General features: G+C 36.6%; 9 protein-coding genes. 2 read left to right on the top strand and 7 right to left on the bottom strand.

The genetic code is table 11. The features are described 5' to 3' along the window. Positions 1 to 59: 59 nt before the first annotated feature. From fsa to kal, 3 genes are read right to left on the bottom strand one after another with little or no spacing between them, the layout of a single operon-like run. On the bottom strand, positions 60 to 704 hold the full coding sequence (gene fsa / locus CLOS_RS13700) for a fructose-6-phosphate aldolase (RefSeq protein ID WP_012160434.1): 645 nt from the start codon (positions 702 to 704) through the stop codon (positions 60 to 62). 11 nt (positions 705 to 715) lie between these two features. Beyond that, complete coding sequence (kce, locus tag CLOS_RS13705; RefSeq protein ID WP_012160435.1) at positions 716 to 1,525, bottom strand: 3-keto-5-aminohexanoate cleavage enzyme; 810 nt, start codon at positions 1,523 to 1,525, stop codon at positions 716 to 718. Positions 1,526 to 1,552: 27 nt separating this feature from the next. Next, the gene (gene kal / locus CLOS_RS13710) at positions 1,553 to 1,933 is read right to left on the bottom strand and encodes a 3-aminobutyryl-CoA ammonia lyase (protein ID WP_012160436.1); all 381 of its coding nucleotides are present in this window, start codon (positions 1,931 to 1,933) and stop codon (positions 1,553 to 1,555) included. 449 nt (positions 1,934 to 2,382) lie between these two features. On the opposite strand from kal, the gene CLOS_RS13715 reads away from it, so the two are divergent. Both CLOS_RS13715 and CLOS_RS13720 read left to right on the top strand, forming a co-directional pair. Further along, positions 2,383 to 3,747: a sodium-dependent transporter gene (locus CLOS_RS13715; RefSeq protein ID WP_012160437.1), complete on the top strand. Its 1,365-nt coding sequence runs from the start codon at positions 2,383 to 2,385 to the stop codon at positions 3,745 to 3,747. 420 nt (positions 3,748 to 4,167) lie between these two features. After that, positions 4,168 to 5,535 (top strand): sodium-dependent transporter, encoded by a 1,368-nt coding sequence (locus tag CLOS_RS13720; protein WP_012160438.1) that lies wholly within the window; start codon positions 4,168 to 4,170, stop codon positions 5,533 to 5,535. A gap of 182 nt (positions 5,536 to 5,717) precedes the next feature. Here CLOS_RS13720 and CLOS_RS13725 read toward each other — a convergent pair whose 3' ends face one another. The 4 genes from CLOS_RS13725 to CLOS_RS13740 form a co-directional block, all read right to left on the bottom strand. After that, positions 5,718 to 7,571 (bottom strand): S-layer homology domain-containing protein, encoded by a 1,854-nt coding sequence (locus tag CLOS_RS13725; protein ID WP_012160439.1) that lies wholly within the window; start codon positions 7,569 to 7,571, stop codon positions 5,718 to 5,720. A gap of 390 nt (positions 7,572 to 7,961) precedes the next feature. Next, a complete protein-coding gene (locus CLOS_RS13730) occupies positions 7,962 to 9,443 on the bottom strand; it encodes an S-layer homology domain-containing protein (protein WP_012160440.1) in 1,482 nt (493 codons plus the stop codon). A gap of 12 nt (positions 9,444 to 9,455) precedes the next feature. Continuing rightward, on the bottom strand, positions 9,456 to 11,123 hold the full coding sequence (locus CLOS_RS13735; RefSeq protein ID WP_012160441.1) for a hypothetical protein: 1,668 nt from the start codon (positions 11,121 to 11,123) through the stop codon (positions 9,456 to 9,458). A gap of 4 nt (positions 11,124 to 11,127) precedes the next feature. Further along, positions 11,128 to 17,355 (bottom strand): IPT/TIG domain-containing protein, encoded by a 6,228-nt coding sequence (locus tag CLOS_RS13740; protein ID WP_012160442.1) that lies wholly within the window; start codon positions 17,353 to 17,355, stop codon positions 11,128 to 11,130. Positions 17,356 to 17,363 lie beyond the last annotated feature (8 nt).

Consider the following 17,363-nt stretch of genomic DNA (forward strand, 5'->3'; position numbering starts at 1 on the left):
ACTATATCAGACAGAAAAATGCGACACTTAGGAACTGTTCCTCGTGCCGCATGATTTTTTTACTTCTTAGTTTTATTCCAATCGGCCATAAATTTCTCAATGCCGATGTCTGTTAGAGGGTGCTTTACCATATCTTTCAACACCTTATAGGGAATCGTTGCGATGTGTGCTCCTGCCTTGGCAGCGTTCATCACATGGAGGTTGTGTCTAATACTTGCACCAATAATTTCCGTATCAATATGGTGGATATGGAAAATATGGGCAATATCTTCGATCAATCCAATACCATCGGCTCCTATATCATCCAACCTGCCAAGAAAAGGGCTCACAAAGGTTGCTCCTGCTCTTGCTGCAATTAGGGCCTGTGGTGCAGAGAAAACTAAGGTTACATTGGTTCTAATTCCTTGTTCACTGAACTTAGAAACCGCCTTTAGACCTTCCTCCGTCATGGGAACTTTAATTACCACATTCGGATGGATGCGGACTAATTCCTTAGCCTCTTCCAGCATTTCCTCATAGGTTTCTCCTACAACTTCAGCACTGATGGGACCATCCACCAGCTCCGTAATCTCTTGGATCACTGCTTTGAGGTCTCGTCCTTCCTTTGCAATCAGCGATGGATTGGTTGTAACGCCGGATAGAATGCCCCATTTGCTTATTTCTCTAATCTCTTCTATATTTGCTGTATCAATAAAAAGCTTCAAAGAATCACTTCCTAAATATTTAATATTCTTCTGGCCTCATCTGGAGTAGCAACTTCTCTACCCAGCTCTTTTGCTATTCTTACAACTCTTTCAACGAGCTCCGCATTAGACTGAGCCAACTGTCCCTTTCCGTAATAAACATTGTCCTCGAAGCCAACTCTAACGTGGCCTCCTAGTATAATGCCCATTGTAGCCAAAGGCAATTCATGCCGACCAATACCGGCTACCGTCCAGGTTGATCCTTCCGGTATATTTCTTACCATGTACAGCAGGTCTTCCGGTGTTGCTGGACAAGCTCCTGGGACACCCAGTACAAAGTCAAAATGTAAAGGTGTTTCTACCAAGCCTTGCTTCACCAGCTTCTTGGCGTTTTCGATCATTCCTCTTTCAAAAACTTCAATCTCTGGTTTTACACCCATCTCTTTCATCTTTGTAGCAAACTTTTCTATATATTCTTCTGTATTCATAAAAACATCCGGTCCAAAGTTACATGTACCTGCACTTAATGTGGCCATCTCTGGCTTTAGGTCCACAGGCTGTAATCTTTCCTCAGGTCCATGCCAAACTGCACCACCGGTAGATGGTTGGAAGATAATATTGCACTTCGCCTCTATTTTTTCCTTAATCTCTTTATATACATCGTAGGATTGGGTTGGGTTTCCTTCTGCATCTCGAGCGTGTACATGCACAATGGATGCACCAGCTAAATAACATTGGTAAGCTGCCTCTGCAATTTCATCCGGTGTTAAGGGTAGATTCGGTTGGTTCTCTCTCGTTACTTCCGCACCAGTCAATGCAGCGGTTATGATTAATTTGTCCATAGTAAGGCCTCCTTGTTCTTATCCCCGTTATTTTCTTTGTTTATCCTTTGGTACAACGCAGGTTCCTTCTGCTCTGCAAACAACTACAGGCTCTTCTAATACATCGCATGCAGAATCGCTGATATCGGGTCTTGGAATGATTACCTTTCGAGCTTCAAACACCATTTTTCTTGATGAATTTCCAACATTGGTAATTTCACCAACTGCTTCTATGTAGTCTCCAGCGTATACCGGCGCTTTGAACTCCACTTTATCGTAAGCTACAAAAAGCCCTTCATCTCCGTCGTTTCTAATCAAAAGCTCTGTTGCTACGTCTCCAAAAAGTTGAAGCATTCTTGCGCCATCCACTAAATTTCCACCGTAATGAGCGTCTGCAGTGCTCATTCTCAATCTGATCATTGATTTCATTTTCTCTCCTCCTAAAATATTATTTTAAATTAAAGTTTTAAATACTTGTTGTTTAATGTTGTAAATAAATAGGAATATGGGTAAAAATAATGTTTCATCCTTAGATTTCCTCATTGTTTTTACCTTGTTTATTATATTCTTTATATCTAAATAAAATCCTCTTTATCGCCTTGTATAAATTAAATTTATTACAAAAACGTATCCATTTTTTCACGCTCTAAAATTACAATACATTTTTTTGTAAATGCTCTAAACTTTTTTTATAAATAAACAATATCCTCTTGCATATTAATAAAATACATTCTATAATAGATTACAAGTTATTATTCTAAATCTTTTGAATATTTGAAAGTATCAAAAAATAAATGCCCTATGGGGAGGTGGTAGGCTATCAGAAGGTAAGGGCTGTACTTTTCCTAAAAATTATTTTAAATTAAGGGGGAGAATTCATGGTTGATTTAAATGAAAATAAGCAAAGGGATCAGTGGGGTTCCAAATTAGGCTTTATCATGGCCGCAGCAGGTTCAGCAGTAGGATTAGGTAATCTTTGGAAATTTCCTTATTTAGCAGGATCCAACGGTGGTGGTGCATTCGTATTTGTATATTTAGTTCTTATTCTATTGGTAGGCTTTACAATGATGTTGGCCGAAATCGTTATCGGTAGAAATACTCAATTGAGCTCTGTAGGTGCTTATAAAAAGCTCAATGCCAAATGGGGATGGCTCGGTGGCTTAGGGGTTTTAGCTGGATTTTTGATCCTTTCCTTCTATAGTGTTGTTGGTGGATGGACTATTAGTTATATTGTAAAAGCAATTACTGGTGCTTTCAATACTGCAGATCTGGATTTACTTGGCGGTATGTTTGGTGGACTTATTGCAGGGACTTTAGAGCCTCTTGTATATCACGGAATTTTCATGATTATAACTTTATTAATTGTTGTTGGCGGCGTAAGCGGCGGTATTGAAAAGTCTACTAAAATTATGATGCCTGCTTTATTCGTTATGATGATTATGGTGATGATTCGTTCGCTTACATTACCAGGGGCTATGGAAGGTGTTAAATTCTTCCTAGTACCAGATTTCTCTAAGCTAACACCCAGCGTTTTATTGGCAGCTCTCGGTCAAGTGTTCTTCTCATTGAGTCTTGGAATGGGATGTATGATCACCTATGGTAGTTATTTGGGCAAGGATGAAGATATTGTTCAAAGTTCTATGATTATACCAGCACTGGATACTTGTATTGCTTTACTTGCAGGATTCACAATCCTTCCAGCCGTATTTGCTTTTGGATTCGATCCATCTGCTGGACCTGGACTGTTATTCGTTACACTTCCTGCGGTATTCTCAAAAATGCCATTGGGTACATTATTTGCAGTTGTATTCTTTGTTCTCGTATTATTTGCTGCCTTAACATCCTCTATCTCTCTACTAGAAGTAACGGTTTCCTACATGGTAGACGAGTTTAAATGGGATCGTAAAAAAGCAACCTATATTATGTCCGGCATCATTTTTATCGTTGGTGTTGCTGCTTCCTTAAGTATGGGGCCTTGGTCTCATATAGAGCTGATCGGTGGACGTAATATCTTCGATACCTTAGGATTTATTGCAGAAAACATTCTGCTTCCTTTAGGCGGTATGCTCATGTGTATCTTCATTGGCTGGGTATGGGGACTTGAAAATGCCATCAAAGAAGCCTCCAATGAAGGAAAACTTGCTTTTAAACTAGCGCCTGTTTGGGGGTTCCTAGTAAAATATATCGCACCGCTGGCTGTTCTAATTGTATTCCTACAGTCTTCAGGTATATTGAAAATTTAAAATTACATTTTCCATAAAAATAGCATCGGAATCGATGCTATTTTTTAGTTATTCCAAAATAGACAATTATATTTTTGAATATTCATACTATTAATATTTGCAATTGTTTAAATTGTTAAAAAAGTAACACTTGCTTTTTCGCACTTCTCTATATATACTTTTGATGTAACAGAGCTCCACTCGAGTCGAAATTGCATTTATACTCTAAATTGTCTGTATATTCTCTTATTTGTATAAAATTTTTAATTGTCCTTAAAATTTTAGATTCAATAATTATCCTATAAGCTTATTAACTTTTATTCAGCTTATAAGGGTTAATTATATAAATTAAAAACTAAGTAACAAGGAGAGAAGTAAAGAACTGTTGGTTAGTTTTTAATAAGGTATTATTTTTAAAATTTTTATTAGGAGGTTTAAATTATGACAGATTTAAATCAAAAGAAAGAAAGAGATCAGTGGGGTTCCAAGCTCGGATTTATCTTCGCTGCTGCAGGATCTGCGGTTGGTCTAGGTAACCTTTGGAAGTTCCCTTATTTAGCTGGTCAAAACGGCGGTGGGGTATTCGTTGTTATTTATCTTGGACTTGTATTATTAATCGGTTTTACTTTAATGATGGCAGAGCTTGTTCTTGGTAGAAACACACAGTTAAGTCCAGTCGGTGCTTTTAGAAAAATTAAGCAAAAATGGGCTTGGGTTGGTGGTATCGGTGTATTAGCATCTTTCTTAATCGTAACCTATTACAGTGTTATCGGTGGATGGATTATCAAGTACATCGTTTCAGCACTTACAGGTGCATTCAATACAACAGACCTTGGTACTCTTGAAAGTGTATTTGTAAACTTTATCGGTGCTCCAGTAGAGCCCCTTATCTACCATGGTATCTTCATGTTAATTACATTAGGTATCGTTATGGGTGGTATCAGTGGTGGTATCGAAAAAGCTTCTAAGATTCTAATGCCAGGTTTATTTATCATGATGGTCGTATTAATGGTAAGATCTATCACACTTCCAGGAGCTATGGCTGGTGTTGAATACCTATTAAAACCAGACTTCTCAAAATTAAACATGGGCGTAGTTGTAAGTGCTTTAGGGCAAGTATTCTTCTCCCTAAGTCTTGGTATGGGTGTTATGGTTACTTACGGTAGCTACCTGCCTAAAGATGAGAACCTTGTAGAATCTTCACTGATTATTCCTGCATTGGATACAATCATCGCTTTACTTGCAGGTTTAACAATTTTACCAGCAGTATTCGCTTTAGGATTTGATCCATCTGGTGGACCTGGACTTCTTTTCATCACACTACCAGGGGTATTTGCTAAGATGCCGTTCGGAAGCTTCTTCGCAGTATTATTCTTCGTGTTAGTTTTATTTGCTGCTGTTACTTCTTCTATTTCTCTATTAGAGGCTGCAGTATCTCTAACAGTTGACCAGTTTAAATGGGAGCGTAAAAAAGCAACAATTGGATTAGGTATTCTTGCATTCCTTATCGGTGTACCTTCTTCATTAGCAAATGGACCAGTTTTAGGAAATATGACTTTCATTGCTGGTACAAACTTCTTTGATTCAATGGGTATCATTACAGATAACCTTCTTTTACCTTTAGCTGCACTAACACTTTCAATCTTTGTTGGTTGGGTATGGGGTACAGATAAAGCTGTAGCAGAAGCTACAAATGGTGGAAAGGTTAAATTTGCTCTTGCAAAGACTTGGTCTATCGCTATTAAATATGTAGCACCAATTGCGATTGGATACATTTTAATCTCTGGTCTTATCCCACTATTTAAATAGTATTTTAAAACCTCTAGGAAAATTTCCTAGAGGTTTTTTTATGAACGAATGCCAATTTCATCGACTGGAAGGAGAATGAAATTGTGCAATGAGACTGCGAAATAACCCAATTTATGTACTCACTCCACAAAAAACATCCTAATAATTTTAGGATGTTTTTTATATGGAATGTATACGATTTATTATTTTCTACGAATTACAATAAACACTCTTTTTGCCAATATATAATATCCATTATCTTCCGCATAAACTACGATTTCATCGTCTTCATTGATGTCTCTGAATCTGATTAATTTTCCATTTTCATCATTATATATTGTATCTCTATCGACTTCTATCACGACTTCATTGCCTGCTTTTATTTCCAGGTTTATTGTATCTGCTCTTGTATCTAGATCTTTAACTCTTCCTTGGTAGCTCATCCCTTGAATCTTACGATAGCTTTCCATCCATACTACCTCGTTATTTTCCATCTCCAGCTCTACTTCATAACCGATTCTAAGATCATATATGGTTGCTTTTTGCTCCTCTATTTTTATAGTGGTATTCGGCGTTATCTCAAATTTCTCAGTACCGCCATCGTATTTTTCAATGGTGATCTCTGTCTTTTGTCCAAGGATAATGCTTTTAATATATCCTTTTTCCGTCCTTTGTACACTATAGGCATTTATATATTTTACTTCATCATACTCTAGACCGATTTCTACTTCGTCTCCAACTTTGATCTCGTCAAATTCAACAGTCTTCTTATCCCTCTTTAAAGTTGCCTTGGAGTTCACCGTATACGTTTCTTTTGCATTGTCTTTCAGTGCAATGGTTATGGTATACTTATCTTTAGAGCCACTCGTTGACTTAACGACACCTTCTATTACCTTTTCCTTTGACTCTGCATTCAGCTCTATTAATTCACCGTCCATATGTTTAATAGAAACCGTATCTCCCGTCTTTAAATCGCTTATCTTAGCAGCTTTATCATTCAAGTAGATCTTGCTTTTGCTCGTAAATAGTAGAATTTTTATGTTCTCCTCACTATCTGATATGTATACAGATGGCTTTGCACCATCTAAATAATAATAGAAATAGCCTTCCAGTATATCTTCAACAGTTGAAGCTTTAATATCTGTTATGATGTCATTCTCCACCGTAGCCGTCACTTGTTGTCCCACAGAAAGATCTGCAATGCTTACATTTTTGCCATCTAGAGTGATCTTTACCTTCTCTGAAATATCGTAAACCGTTTTGTTCTTACCCTCTGCAATGGATATAATATTTTTTGTTCCTAAAATAATATTATCGATATCACCAGATACGGTTTTCTTATGGATACTGGTTGGTGGTGGCGTTGTAGGAGGTGGGGTAGTTCCCGTTGAAGCTTTATCCAAAATTTCTGCAGATAAGGAAATTAGCTTCGATACCTCTGCTCTCGTTATTAAATTATTTGGCAAAAATCTTCCCCCATTACTGGATTTATCTAAGATACTGTTTCTTAATAACAGATCAATATATGGACCTGCTTCTGTAGGTATGCTCATTTCATCCACATAAGGGATAACATAGATACTAGAAATTTTTTCGCCTGCGCCATATTGCAGTACCCTACCGATGTAGGTTGCTACTTCATGTCTTTTTGCATGGGTCTGATTTGCTGTAGAAACCAATTCTGGTAACTCTTTTTCTAATATTATGTCATTGAATAGAGCATAGGCTGTAGGCCCTTGACCCCACTCAGGAATATTGTTCTTTTGAAGCTTATCCTTGTATTGATTGATATAATATCCAGCATCCGTATCCTTATAGCCCATGAGCTTTGCTATCATAACAATGCTTTCTAGCTTTGAAATATTTCCTTGCGGTCTAAAGGTAGCATCTGGATAGCCTGTTGTAATCTTTCTATCGTAAATATCTTCCACAAATTCCTTCGCCCAATGACCGCCAATGTCTGTGAACACCGTAGCATTTGCAAAAGCTACAGAGCTACTCATCACAATAGAAGCTGTAAGAATCGTCCCTATGATTTTATGTTTCATTCTTTTCATGTTTTACCTCCTTATGGTTCAAACTTTTTCACTTTTTAAAATAAATTTTGTGAATTAACTTTTCGATGGCATTTCTTTATCCTTCTAATTAAAAATCATTATCTATACCTTATTCTACATGAAGGCTCATTTTCCTTTATATTTTTAATATTTTAATCCCTTTGCTATACTTTTCCACTTTCTGAGACAACTATATATCAATCATAGTCTATATCTTTCACTTCATTATAAAAATAGGACAATTCATTGACTTTATTAAAATGTATTAAATAGCATGGTAAAGGTTATTCCCATAGACGTCCTGAACTTAAACTTTAATTTAAACGTTATAAAAAAGGGCCCTCCAAAATGCATACGATACACCTTGGAAAGCCCTGAATTTCATCTGATTTAATTAAATAGAATAATATTTTCTCTATAATCCTGCTGTAAGTCTCTTTCTAAAAATTCTAGGAATCTTACAAGAATCGCAGATGCTTCAGCGCGAGTTAAAACATCATTAGGATTCACCCTATTTAGCTGATCCCCCTGTACAAGCCCTATTTCTTTCGCCATATAAATACTGTCCTTCGCCCATGAAGGTATTAGCCTATCATCTGAGAAAGAAGTGTAATATCCCGGGGTAGGTGCTTTGCTCTCAAATCCTAAAGCCCTAATAATTACAGTAATTGCCTGTGCTCTTGTAAGAGAATCCTTCGGTGCAAATTTATTATTGGACACTCCTTGAATGATTCCCTTGGCAACGCCATTTTTAATATAATCATAATTCGCATCCGTTGTTGCTACATCTGAGAATGGAGAAATCTCTGGAGTTTTATTTCTCGAGCTCCCTCTAGTTTTAGGCACTTCTGCCAAGCGAATGGCACTAGCTCTCATTACTGCTCTTGTAAATTCTTCCCTGTTCATAGGAACATCCGGTACAAAGAATGTGGCTACTTCGTCAAATACATCTAGAGAATATAGCTTATTAATATGATTTTCTGCCCAGTGTCCACCTAAATCTCTAAACTTAGGTACGATTAACCTCTCTATCTTAGGGACATTTTCCTTAGATAAAGAAATTGTTCCACGATCTCTTCTATCTTTATTTCGTCTGCTATTCGTAGCATATGGTAGATCATAGTCATATTTAGAAACAATACTACTATTTGTCGTTTTTACATAACCTCCATTAAAGCTAGAGAAATTCGCATCATTATCACTGTACACAAGTTTTTTAGTCATGCTGTCCGATACTTGGCTCCGAACGGTTCCCTGCCAACTACTATCCGTATCCTCATTCTCCATACTTGAATTAAATACGAGATCTATAATTTGAGTTTCTGTTGCACCCCAAAAATTTTCATATCCAACACTACCCCCAATTATATCTACAATAACCTGTCCTTCTGTTTTATTTATTGTATAAACCTTGCGTCCAGTAATATTTCCAGTATAGAAATCAGATGCAGGTCGATTGTCAATAACGTCAGATTTTGAAAATTGATAATCAATTAATTCGTATTTCACACCATCAATTTCTATGCTGTCTCTAGGCTTACCAGAAATATTTGTCTGACCTATGGTCTGCCCCTTATCACTTCGCACATCGTATGTGGTAACATAGGATATCCTACGATCTAGCTTTCCATCTATCCCTTTATCTTCTGGAGTAAGCTTAAAAGTATAACTTATGGTGGAGGAGTCTGACTTCTCCTTTTCACTGACCGTCATCGTTCCTACAAATTTTACAGGTTCTCCTGAAATAAAAACGATTTCCTCGTACTGGTATTCATTGTTTACACCACCCGAAAACTCAGGAGGGGCTGCTATAACATTTATTGGTACAATTATAAAGCTTAGTATTAGTAGAAATAAAATAGCCTTTTTCAAAATATCCCTCCTTTATTTAACGATAAGCACTTTACCGTAAAAATCATCACGAACTAAGTATATACGGTCTCCTGCTTTTAAATCATATGGCTGTATTTGCTTCCCATCTTTTATTATTAATGCTTTTTCTAAATTAATATTTAAGTTTGCATTCTTTTCCATCCACTGTGCCTTGGCGCTACTCCAATCTCTCGCATTTGTAAGTTCTATAGTCCACCCGGCATAGCGATCCTGTCTAATCGAATTAGGACCTGGAGCTATTACACCATTCGTCACTCTCTGTCTTAAAAGAGAATCCATATTCTTTTGTACCATAATAGCGCTTATTCGGTCTCCATCAGTGTAAACGTAGCTGTGCCAATCTCTTAATCTGTTATCTTTGGCATATTTAGAATCTTCGTCTACCGCATAACTTCCACTATAGAATTCTTTTAAGCTCAGCTTCTTATTGTTGGTTAAGTCGTAAATATCTGTATCATTGTCGAAAAATAGTTCCTTTTCATCATCAAAGGACTGCCAATCATTTTCTTCTAATAAGAAGAAATTTTTTAGCCATAATCTATCCTCTACGATCTGATCCATTCTACCAGCATAAATATAGTGTTGGCCAATGTTCGAGTTATTCACATTCTCATTTAAAACATATATTACATCTGCGCTGGATTGTAATCCTCTGCCATCAGCTACAACAAAGACATCCGAATCAGAGCTTAAGGAAAAGTTATCTACGATTCTATCATTTTTAATCACGATAGTTCCATCATGAAAACCGATATTTCTATTATTCTTAAGCTCAAACTCACCAGTAAACCAGTTGATATCTTTTATTTTATCAGAATATGTGCTTTCATACTGGTTTTGAACAATCATTCGATCTGCTTGATTGCTTCCAAAGAAATCTTTCATAGCAATATACATAGTTTTACCTTTATAATACTTTAAATTATCATAGGGAATATTATATCCTCCAATATAAAGTGGCACATTACCATTATAAGGTATGGTTAAAGCAGCAGAATTGCTTTTACTCCAACTTCCATTCTTCAAAACTTGTACATCATTAATGGTAATCTTATTTGCAAAACCATCTACAACACCTACTTTACCCTTGTACAAACCATTGATTCGAATGGAGTCTCCTTCTATATGAATGCGACTCACAATATTTGCATTTACTTCATCAAAATATAGTTTTACTTTATCACCCTCGTATAAAGCACTTAAAGACGTATTTACCCCATTCTTAAGGGTAACCGTAGCTGGCGTCAAAAAGAATGTTTCTTCGTTTCCTGTGGCAAGCTTTAATACCAGTACATTGTTATCTATTTTGGCCACTCTACCTGTTCTTATCTTACTTCCAGGAGGTATATATCCTAAGGAGCTAGTAGAATATCCCTCTACTAAGGTAACACTTCTACCATGAACCTCCGCATAAATTTCCATACCTGGTATAAAATTCGAGGCATTTACGTATTGAGCGTCAATTGTATAAATCGTGTTGAGCCTTAAAGGAAGGGAATAAATATTCCCTTCGTAGCTCTCTATTTTTAAAGTTTCTCCTAGAGGCTCCATTAAATATCCTTCTACAAAACCTTGTCTATACACTTGACTAACATCTCCGTAGGCAAAAACAGAAGACATTAATGCTATGGCTAAAATCAAAATCAAAGTTTTTTTCATGTTTCTACCTCCTACTGCCAATAACAGTATATCTGCCTAAACGACTAATTTCTCCTGATACTAAACCTTCTACCATACCTGTAGAGTTTCCAACTGCTGTCCAAGAATTAGAAGCAGCATCAAAATAGGTTAAATCTGCCTTATTTAGCTTTCGTAAGTTCGATTTTTGTACATCATAGTTTAATAAAATATTAATAGATCTTGCTAAATAATCTACATTTGCATGAGAGTTTCCAACATAAGTAGAGGCTTCTAATTTGTATACAGTAGATAACTGATTTCCAGCTGGCGCCTGCGTATTTCCTGTATCCGCCTTAACGATCAGTCTTACACCTGCATCAGATTTGTTACTGTTTTCCCTAACCGTTGCGATATTAAAAGCTGAAGGCTGTAGCATTAAAGAGAAATCGGTACCGATTACTTGAATATTCCTACTGCCATCCTTTACAATTACAGCGGCTGGCATACTAATAATAAGATCCTTGCTGCCTGCCAGTGTTCCTTTTGTTAGATCTATTACGATATCTCCCCTACCACTGTCCGTGCCAATTGTTACATTTGCTGTATTTCCAGTCTTCGTCATGGTGGTGTTTTCAGATAAACCGCCATCTTCATCAGGAGGCCCTACAACGGAACCCGTTCTAACCGTATTACTTTCCATAGAAGGTTTGGATGATCCAAAATCTCCCACAGCTTTTACTATAAAACGATATCTCGTTCTAGACTCTAGGTCATTATACACAAAGGAAGTCAGCTCTGTTGATCCGATTAGCTCCGTAGTCCGATCGTCTATTACAACAAAAATTTCATATTGACTAGCACCTGGTACTTCATTCCAGTGTATTCTAATAAATCGATCATATACAAGCTCAGCTACAACCCCTGTAGGTGCTGTGAGCTCTGGTAGTCCATAGGTTAAGTTGGTATATATAGAGCTTGCTCCCCCATCTGGATTCACTACGATGACACCGAAACTATCCACTTTTCCAGGAGGTGTTTTTATGGTGACAGTTTCACCATCTATCCATTTATAATCTGTTCCCTCCGTGCCCTCTTCTAATATATAGGGCTTACCCTCGATGTATATCAGATCTTTATTTCCCTCTAAAGTACCGTTTACAGGCGTCAGCTTTGGATTAAAATATACCTTGGCACCTTCCATAAAACCTGCACCTTTAATCTTAATTTCCTGTCCGCCTAAGATAGATATTACAGAAATAGGCGCCCTTTCTGTAGGGTCTGCCGGGTCTACTACTGCTGTTATTTTAGGGTTACTTACGTAGGTAAACCCATTTTTTAGTTCTGCAATACTGCCATCAGGGTTTTCTACTTTAACAGTTACAGAACCAGGAGCATGCGCTGGCGTTCTAAGCTGAATTCGATTTATTTGGATAGAGATTATATCCTCATCCCTAACTCTAACTTGACTATTCCCATCTCCAAAATACACTTTAAGCTTTTCATTCGGATAGCCATCCATGGTTTTTCTAAAGTCTTGACCCTCTATTGTAACTACAGTTCCACCAGTAGAAGGACCAAAGTTCGGTGTAACCTTTGTAATTGATAAACCATCTGTTTCTCCTTTTATAAACTGAATATATATAGGAGGAGCAGAATCATCCGAACTAGCAATCCCCCCATCCTCATTGGCTAGAACTAACCGGTGGATCGTATTTACATATTCTTCAGACACTGTTGGCATTTTAAAGGTCACTTTCTTAGAAATTGCCTCATTGCTAGGATCATACTCTATCCCATCTTTGATTTCTAAAGCATTTCCAATACTTATGGTTACGGGTTTTCTAAAGTCTTTTCCTAATATGCTGATTATGTTTCCACCTTTAATGTTTACTTTTATAATTTTCCTACCACTATCTAATATACCTTCTTGCCCATCCTTAAGTATATTGTCTATGGCCGGTTTACTATCTGGATTCTTATATTCAAAACTTCCAGTAGCTTCCCCACCATCTGGATTTAGAATTACTACAGGCACCTTACCCACAGTGTAATAGCTTGGCGTCTTTAACGATATTTGCCTTGAACTTATTAATGTAGCATCAGGAGAAAACCCTCTATCTACACGAAGTCTCGTTGTGACGTTAGCACCTGGTATCTTTTCTAGCATAATCCTTACATATTCATAACCATTGTATGGTTTCCCATCACTATCTCTAAGAAGATTAATCGGCAGAAAAACAACACCATCATCATATTCAACATCTTTTAGTTCATATGTAGTTTTGCTATCTCCTGTGCCAGTTTCCAAAATAAAGCTCAATTTTCTAATATCCGATGTAGCGTCATACTTTACGGTTAGATTACCTACAGTTACTGTAGCCAATCTGTCCCTTATTCTACCAGAGTTTAAAGGTGCATCAATACGGATATCTCTGTTCGATATATTCGTATCTTTAGTGTCCCCAAACTGTATTAATGGCAAAGTTTTTTCTATAATTTCATCGATAGACTTGATTACCTTAATTTTACTTTCATAAAAACCTTCACCTGTTATTTCTACTTTATCATTACCCTGTTTTTTACCTACACTTGGCGATATTTTCGTTATTTTAGGACTTGATGCTTCGTAGGTAAATTGAACTTTATTGGAGGTTCCGTAGTCGTTGTTTACTAAATATACTTCCACATTGCCTTTTATTCCTTTCGGCGTTTCTACCTCTATTGTAGTAGCGGTAAATCCTTTAATTTCTACTTCTACCCCTCCAAAATAAACCTTAGGAAGGATCGGTTTTATATTCTTATTATAATTCTTAGCTAAATCATCATATTTAGCTTTTAATTCCGGGCTTAACCAATATCTTAAATCATCCCATATCGGACTTCCGCCCGTATCTTTGTTACCATTGAGGTTCTTAAAAGGTTCGCCTAAGTCCCACTCTACATTACTATTTAGATCTGTATATGGTTCATAAAATCTAAATCCAGAACCCTCTATTATTACACTTTCTCCGCCTGCTGCCGAACCCTTATTTAATATCAGTCCAGTTATCTTTGGATCACTGATCGGAATAATATACGTAAAACCATCTTCTTTGCTTGCACTTCCTCCATCTGGGTTTACAACTACTACGGCAACTGTTTTCCTATCCATGTCCGTTTCCTTTGATAAATCACCTGGATACTTTGGAACTTTAACTCTTATGCTCTTCCCGTCTGGCGAAACTTCCACATCTTTAGGGTCGACAACTACAGTTCCTATACTTACCAGCGTCTTAGTTCCATCACCGTTATCTACAAATTTATCCCCAATGATGTTTATATAATACTGCCCAGATGTTGAACCTTCATTTGGAGTTATTTCATTAATTACTGGATTGAATTCTGGTTGGAAAGAATAGTAGAACCCGTTATTCCCTTTTTTTGAATCCTTTTTTGTATCTGGATTCACAATCGTTACATCATAGTAGCCTTCTCTCTCCATTTTATCTACTTTAAATATTAATTCATTGTTATTTATCACTCTTACTCTGTTTCCGGTAATAGTAGGCACACCCGCTACTTCGCTTATTGTATATGGTGTCATTATATTCAATGTTTTGCCGTCAATTGTCAAATGTTTTCTATCCGCACCTATAGTGAACTCTTTTTCTATTTCTCCTGCTTTTTTACCATAAATACTTCCGCCTTTTATCAATAGCTCATAAGCGTTTTTATCTCCATCGGTTAATAAAATTTTTCCTAGTTTTGTATCGAAATATATTCTATAGTATGCTTTACTCAAATCATCTTGTAAGATGACACTGTGGTGATAATCAGATAATTTTAAAGCACCTTCTTCGATCCTAACAATAGAATTCTTATCAGGCATCTCATAATCTTGTAGTTTAATATTTTTACCATCTGGCATATGATACTCATTCATATCTTTATCGCCTAGAAAAACTCTAGTACCTATTAGTTTCAAAATCCCAATTCCACTTAAGTCTTTAACTAATGGATTTGGAGGCAATAGATTCTCTCCTTTGATGGTTACTAAGGTACCAGCAGTACCTTTTTTAGGAGTAAAATCAATGATTTTAGGATCTGTGTATGTCTGTACATATAAGAAGTTGTCATATATGGCTATGGCCCCATCTTCATTTTGAACAATTATTTGTACATATCCTTCTGGTTTAGGAGGCGCATCGAAAACTATTTCTGTTCCGGTACCATTTCTTTTCACATTGGACACCTTTCCTCCATCAATATAAACAGATACCTTTTCCCCAAAATTCTGTCCTTTTATAGTTACACCTTTTTCTCCAGCCACAGTTACTGTAGAAGGCACTACATCTATAATAATTGGCTTTTTATCCTCTGTTGGCTTTATAAAAACGATTTTACCCGTTGCAGATGATCCTTCATCAGTGGATCCCGGAACCCTCAAAGGGTTCGTAACCTTTAAATCAACTGTATTATTCAAGATGCTTTCATTTATTATTTTTCCACTTGGAATCGTAATGATCATTTTGGAGCCTAGATCATTATTCTCTCTTCCGTCTATTTCACGTCCATTTTTATCTAGTATTTTTAATTCAATATCAGGACTTGAGTTCTTATCTAAAGTATGTCCTCCTAAAGTGATCTTTGGATACCTGTAGTGAATCTTTCCATCACTGGTTTCATATCTGTATAACAGGAAGTTTTCTCCTATAATAGATATCTTAAGCCCTGGCATAATCTCGTTGCTATCATTTACTGGTATTCTGTCTGGAACAATACTTGTTATTTTAGGAACATGATCTAAAGCCTCATAGGTGAATCCACCTACTAAAGTAGCTTCCTCTACTACTGTGGCAGTCTTTTTTATTCCATCCTCTGTATAAGCTATTTTTGTTTCAATACGAACAATTACATCCTTCGTTAAATTTTGAGGATCTGTATTCTCGGGAACTCTTACATTCATATAGTCATATGTGTCTTTTTCAAAATCTGATCCTTCTCTAAAACGAACAGGGCCCCCTACAAAAATTTGAATTTCCCTTGTAAGGGTATCTACTTCAACACCATTTTCTCCGATCAGACTATATCTACCACCGGTATAAGTTACTTTCATCTTATTCGGGTTCGTTATAATATCAGGATCTACCGGATTCCTTAAGCCACCAGAATAAATATCTCCACTTATTCTACCGATATTAATTCCTTTCACTACTGCATCAATACCTTTAGAAGATCCTTTTGAAGGATCAATACTATCTACAACAACACTGCTTCTGTTATTAACAACAGTAAATTTTTTATCCAATATCTTATAGCTTTTTATCTGACCCTTTATATTGCCACTTGGATTCACATTGTTCGTTAATACAACGTAGTAAGGGCCTTCTTTTAATCCTCTTGGCACAGTAAAGCTGAATATGTCTTTCTTTTCATCTGGATCTCTTCTATAGTTTTCTTCTGTAGCCATATTGGCAGCAGTATATTCTTCGTCTAGAGACTTCAGAAAGAATACACTCATTTCATTTTCTGGCTTTAAGCTATCTGCTTTTAAAGAAGCTTGGCTGCCTGCCCCTCCTTGGGTAGGAATCAGCTCTATAGTTTCTGACACATCTAATTTGTTTAGTACTGTAAACAGGTCAACGTACCTATGTTCTATTTTGAAGGATACATCAACTTGAGAATTTAACTTAAGAGTATCAACTTTTCTAAATAATGCACTCCAGACACCAGTTTTTCCCTTTAAAGCCGTGGAGGTTATTTCTGTATCGCTGCCACCATGTGGTATATTTAGCTCTGTAGTTCCTTGTACTAAATATGCGTTCACCTCCGCAGGAGCTGGAGGGGTCGGAGTCTTTAATTTATCAAAACCACTACCTGTTAATTTAATCTCTCCAGTTCCAGTACTATCTACAATACCGGTTGTAGGAACTTTATTCGTTATGCTTGGCATACCACTATCTGAAATATCTACAGGTTCTCCATTAATATATAACGTATCCCCTATTTGTGATGTGCTTAATTCATACACAAAAGTAAATGCAGTAGAATCACTATTTGGATTCACTTTTCTTGGTATACCAGTATTATCTGGAATACTTACAACAAGCTGGTCTACCCCATTTACGCGCAAGTTTTTACCGGTAATTACCACAGAATAACTATCTGCACCATAAATATCTCTAAAAAGCTTTGTAACTTTAATTTCCCCTATTACAAGATCGGTATTAGCAAAGCTCACAAAACTCTCTATGGGTGTAGCTCCTAAAATCATAAGCAGAGCTAGTACCATACTAAAAA

The organism is Alkaliphilus oremlandii OhILAs (assembly GCF_000018325.1).
GTDB lineage: Bacteria > Bacillota > Clostridia > Peptostreptococcales > Natronincolaceae > Alkaliphilus_B > Alkaliphilus_B oremlandii.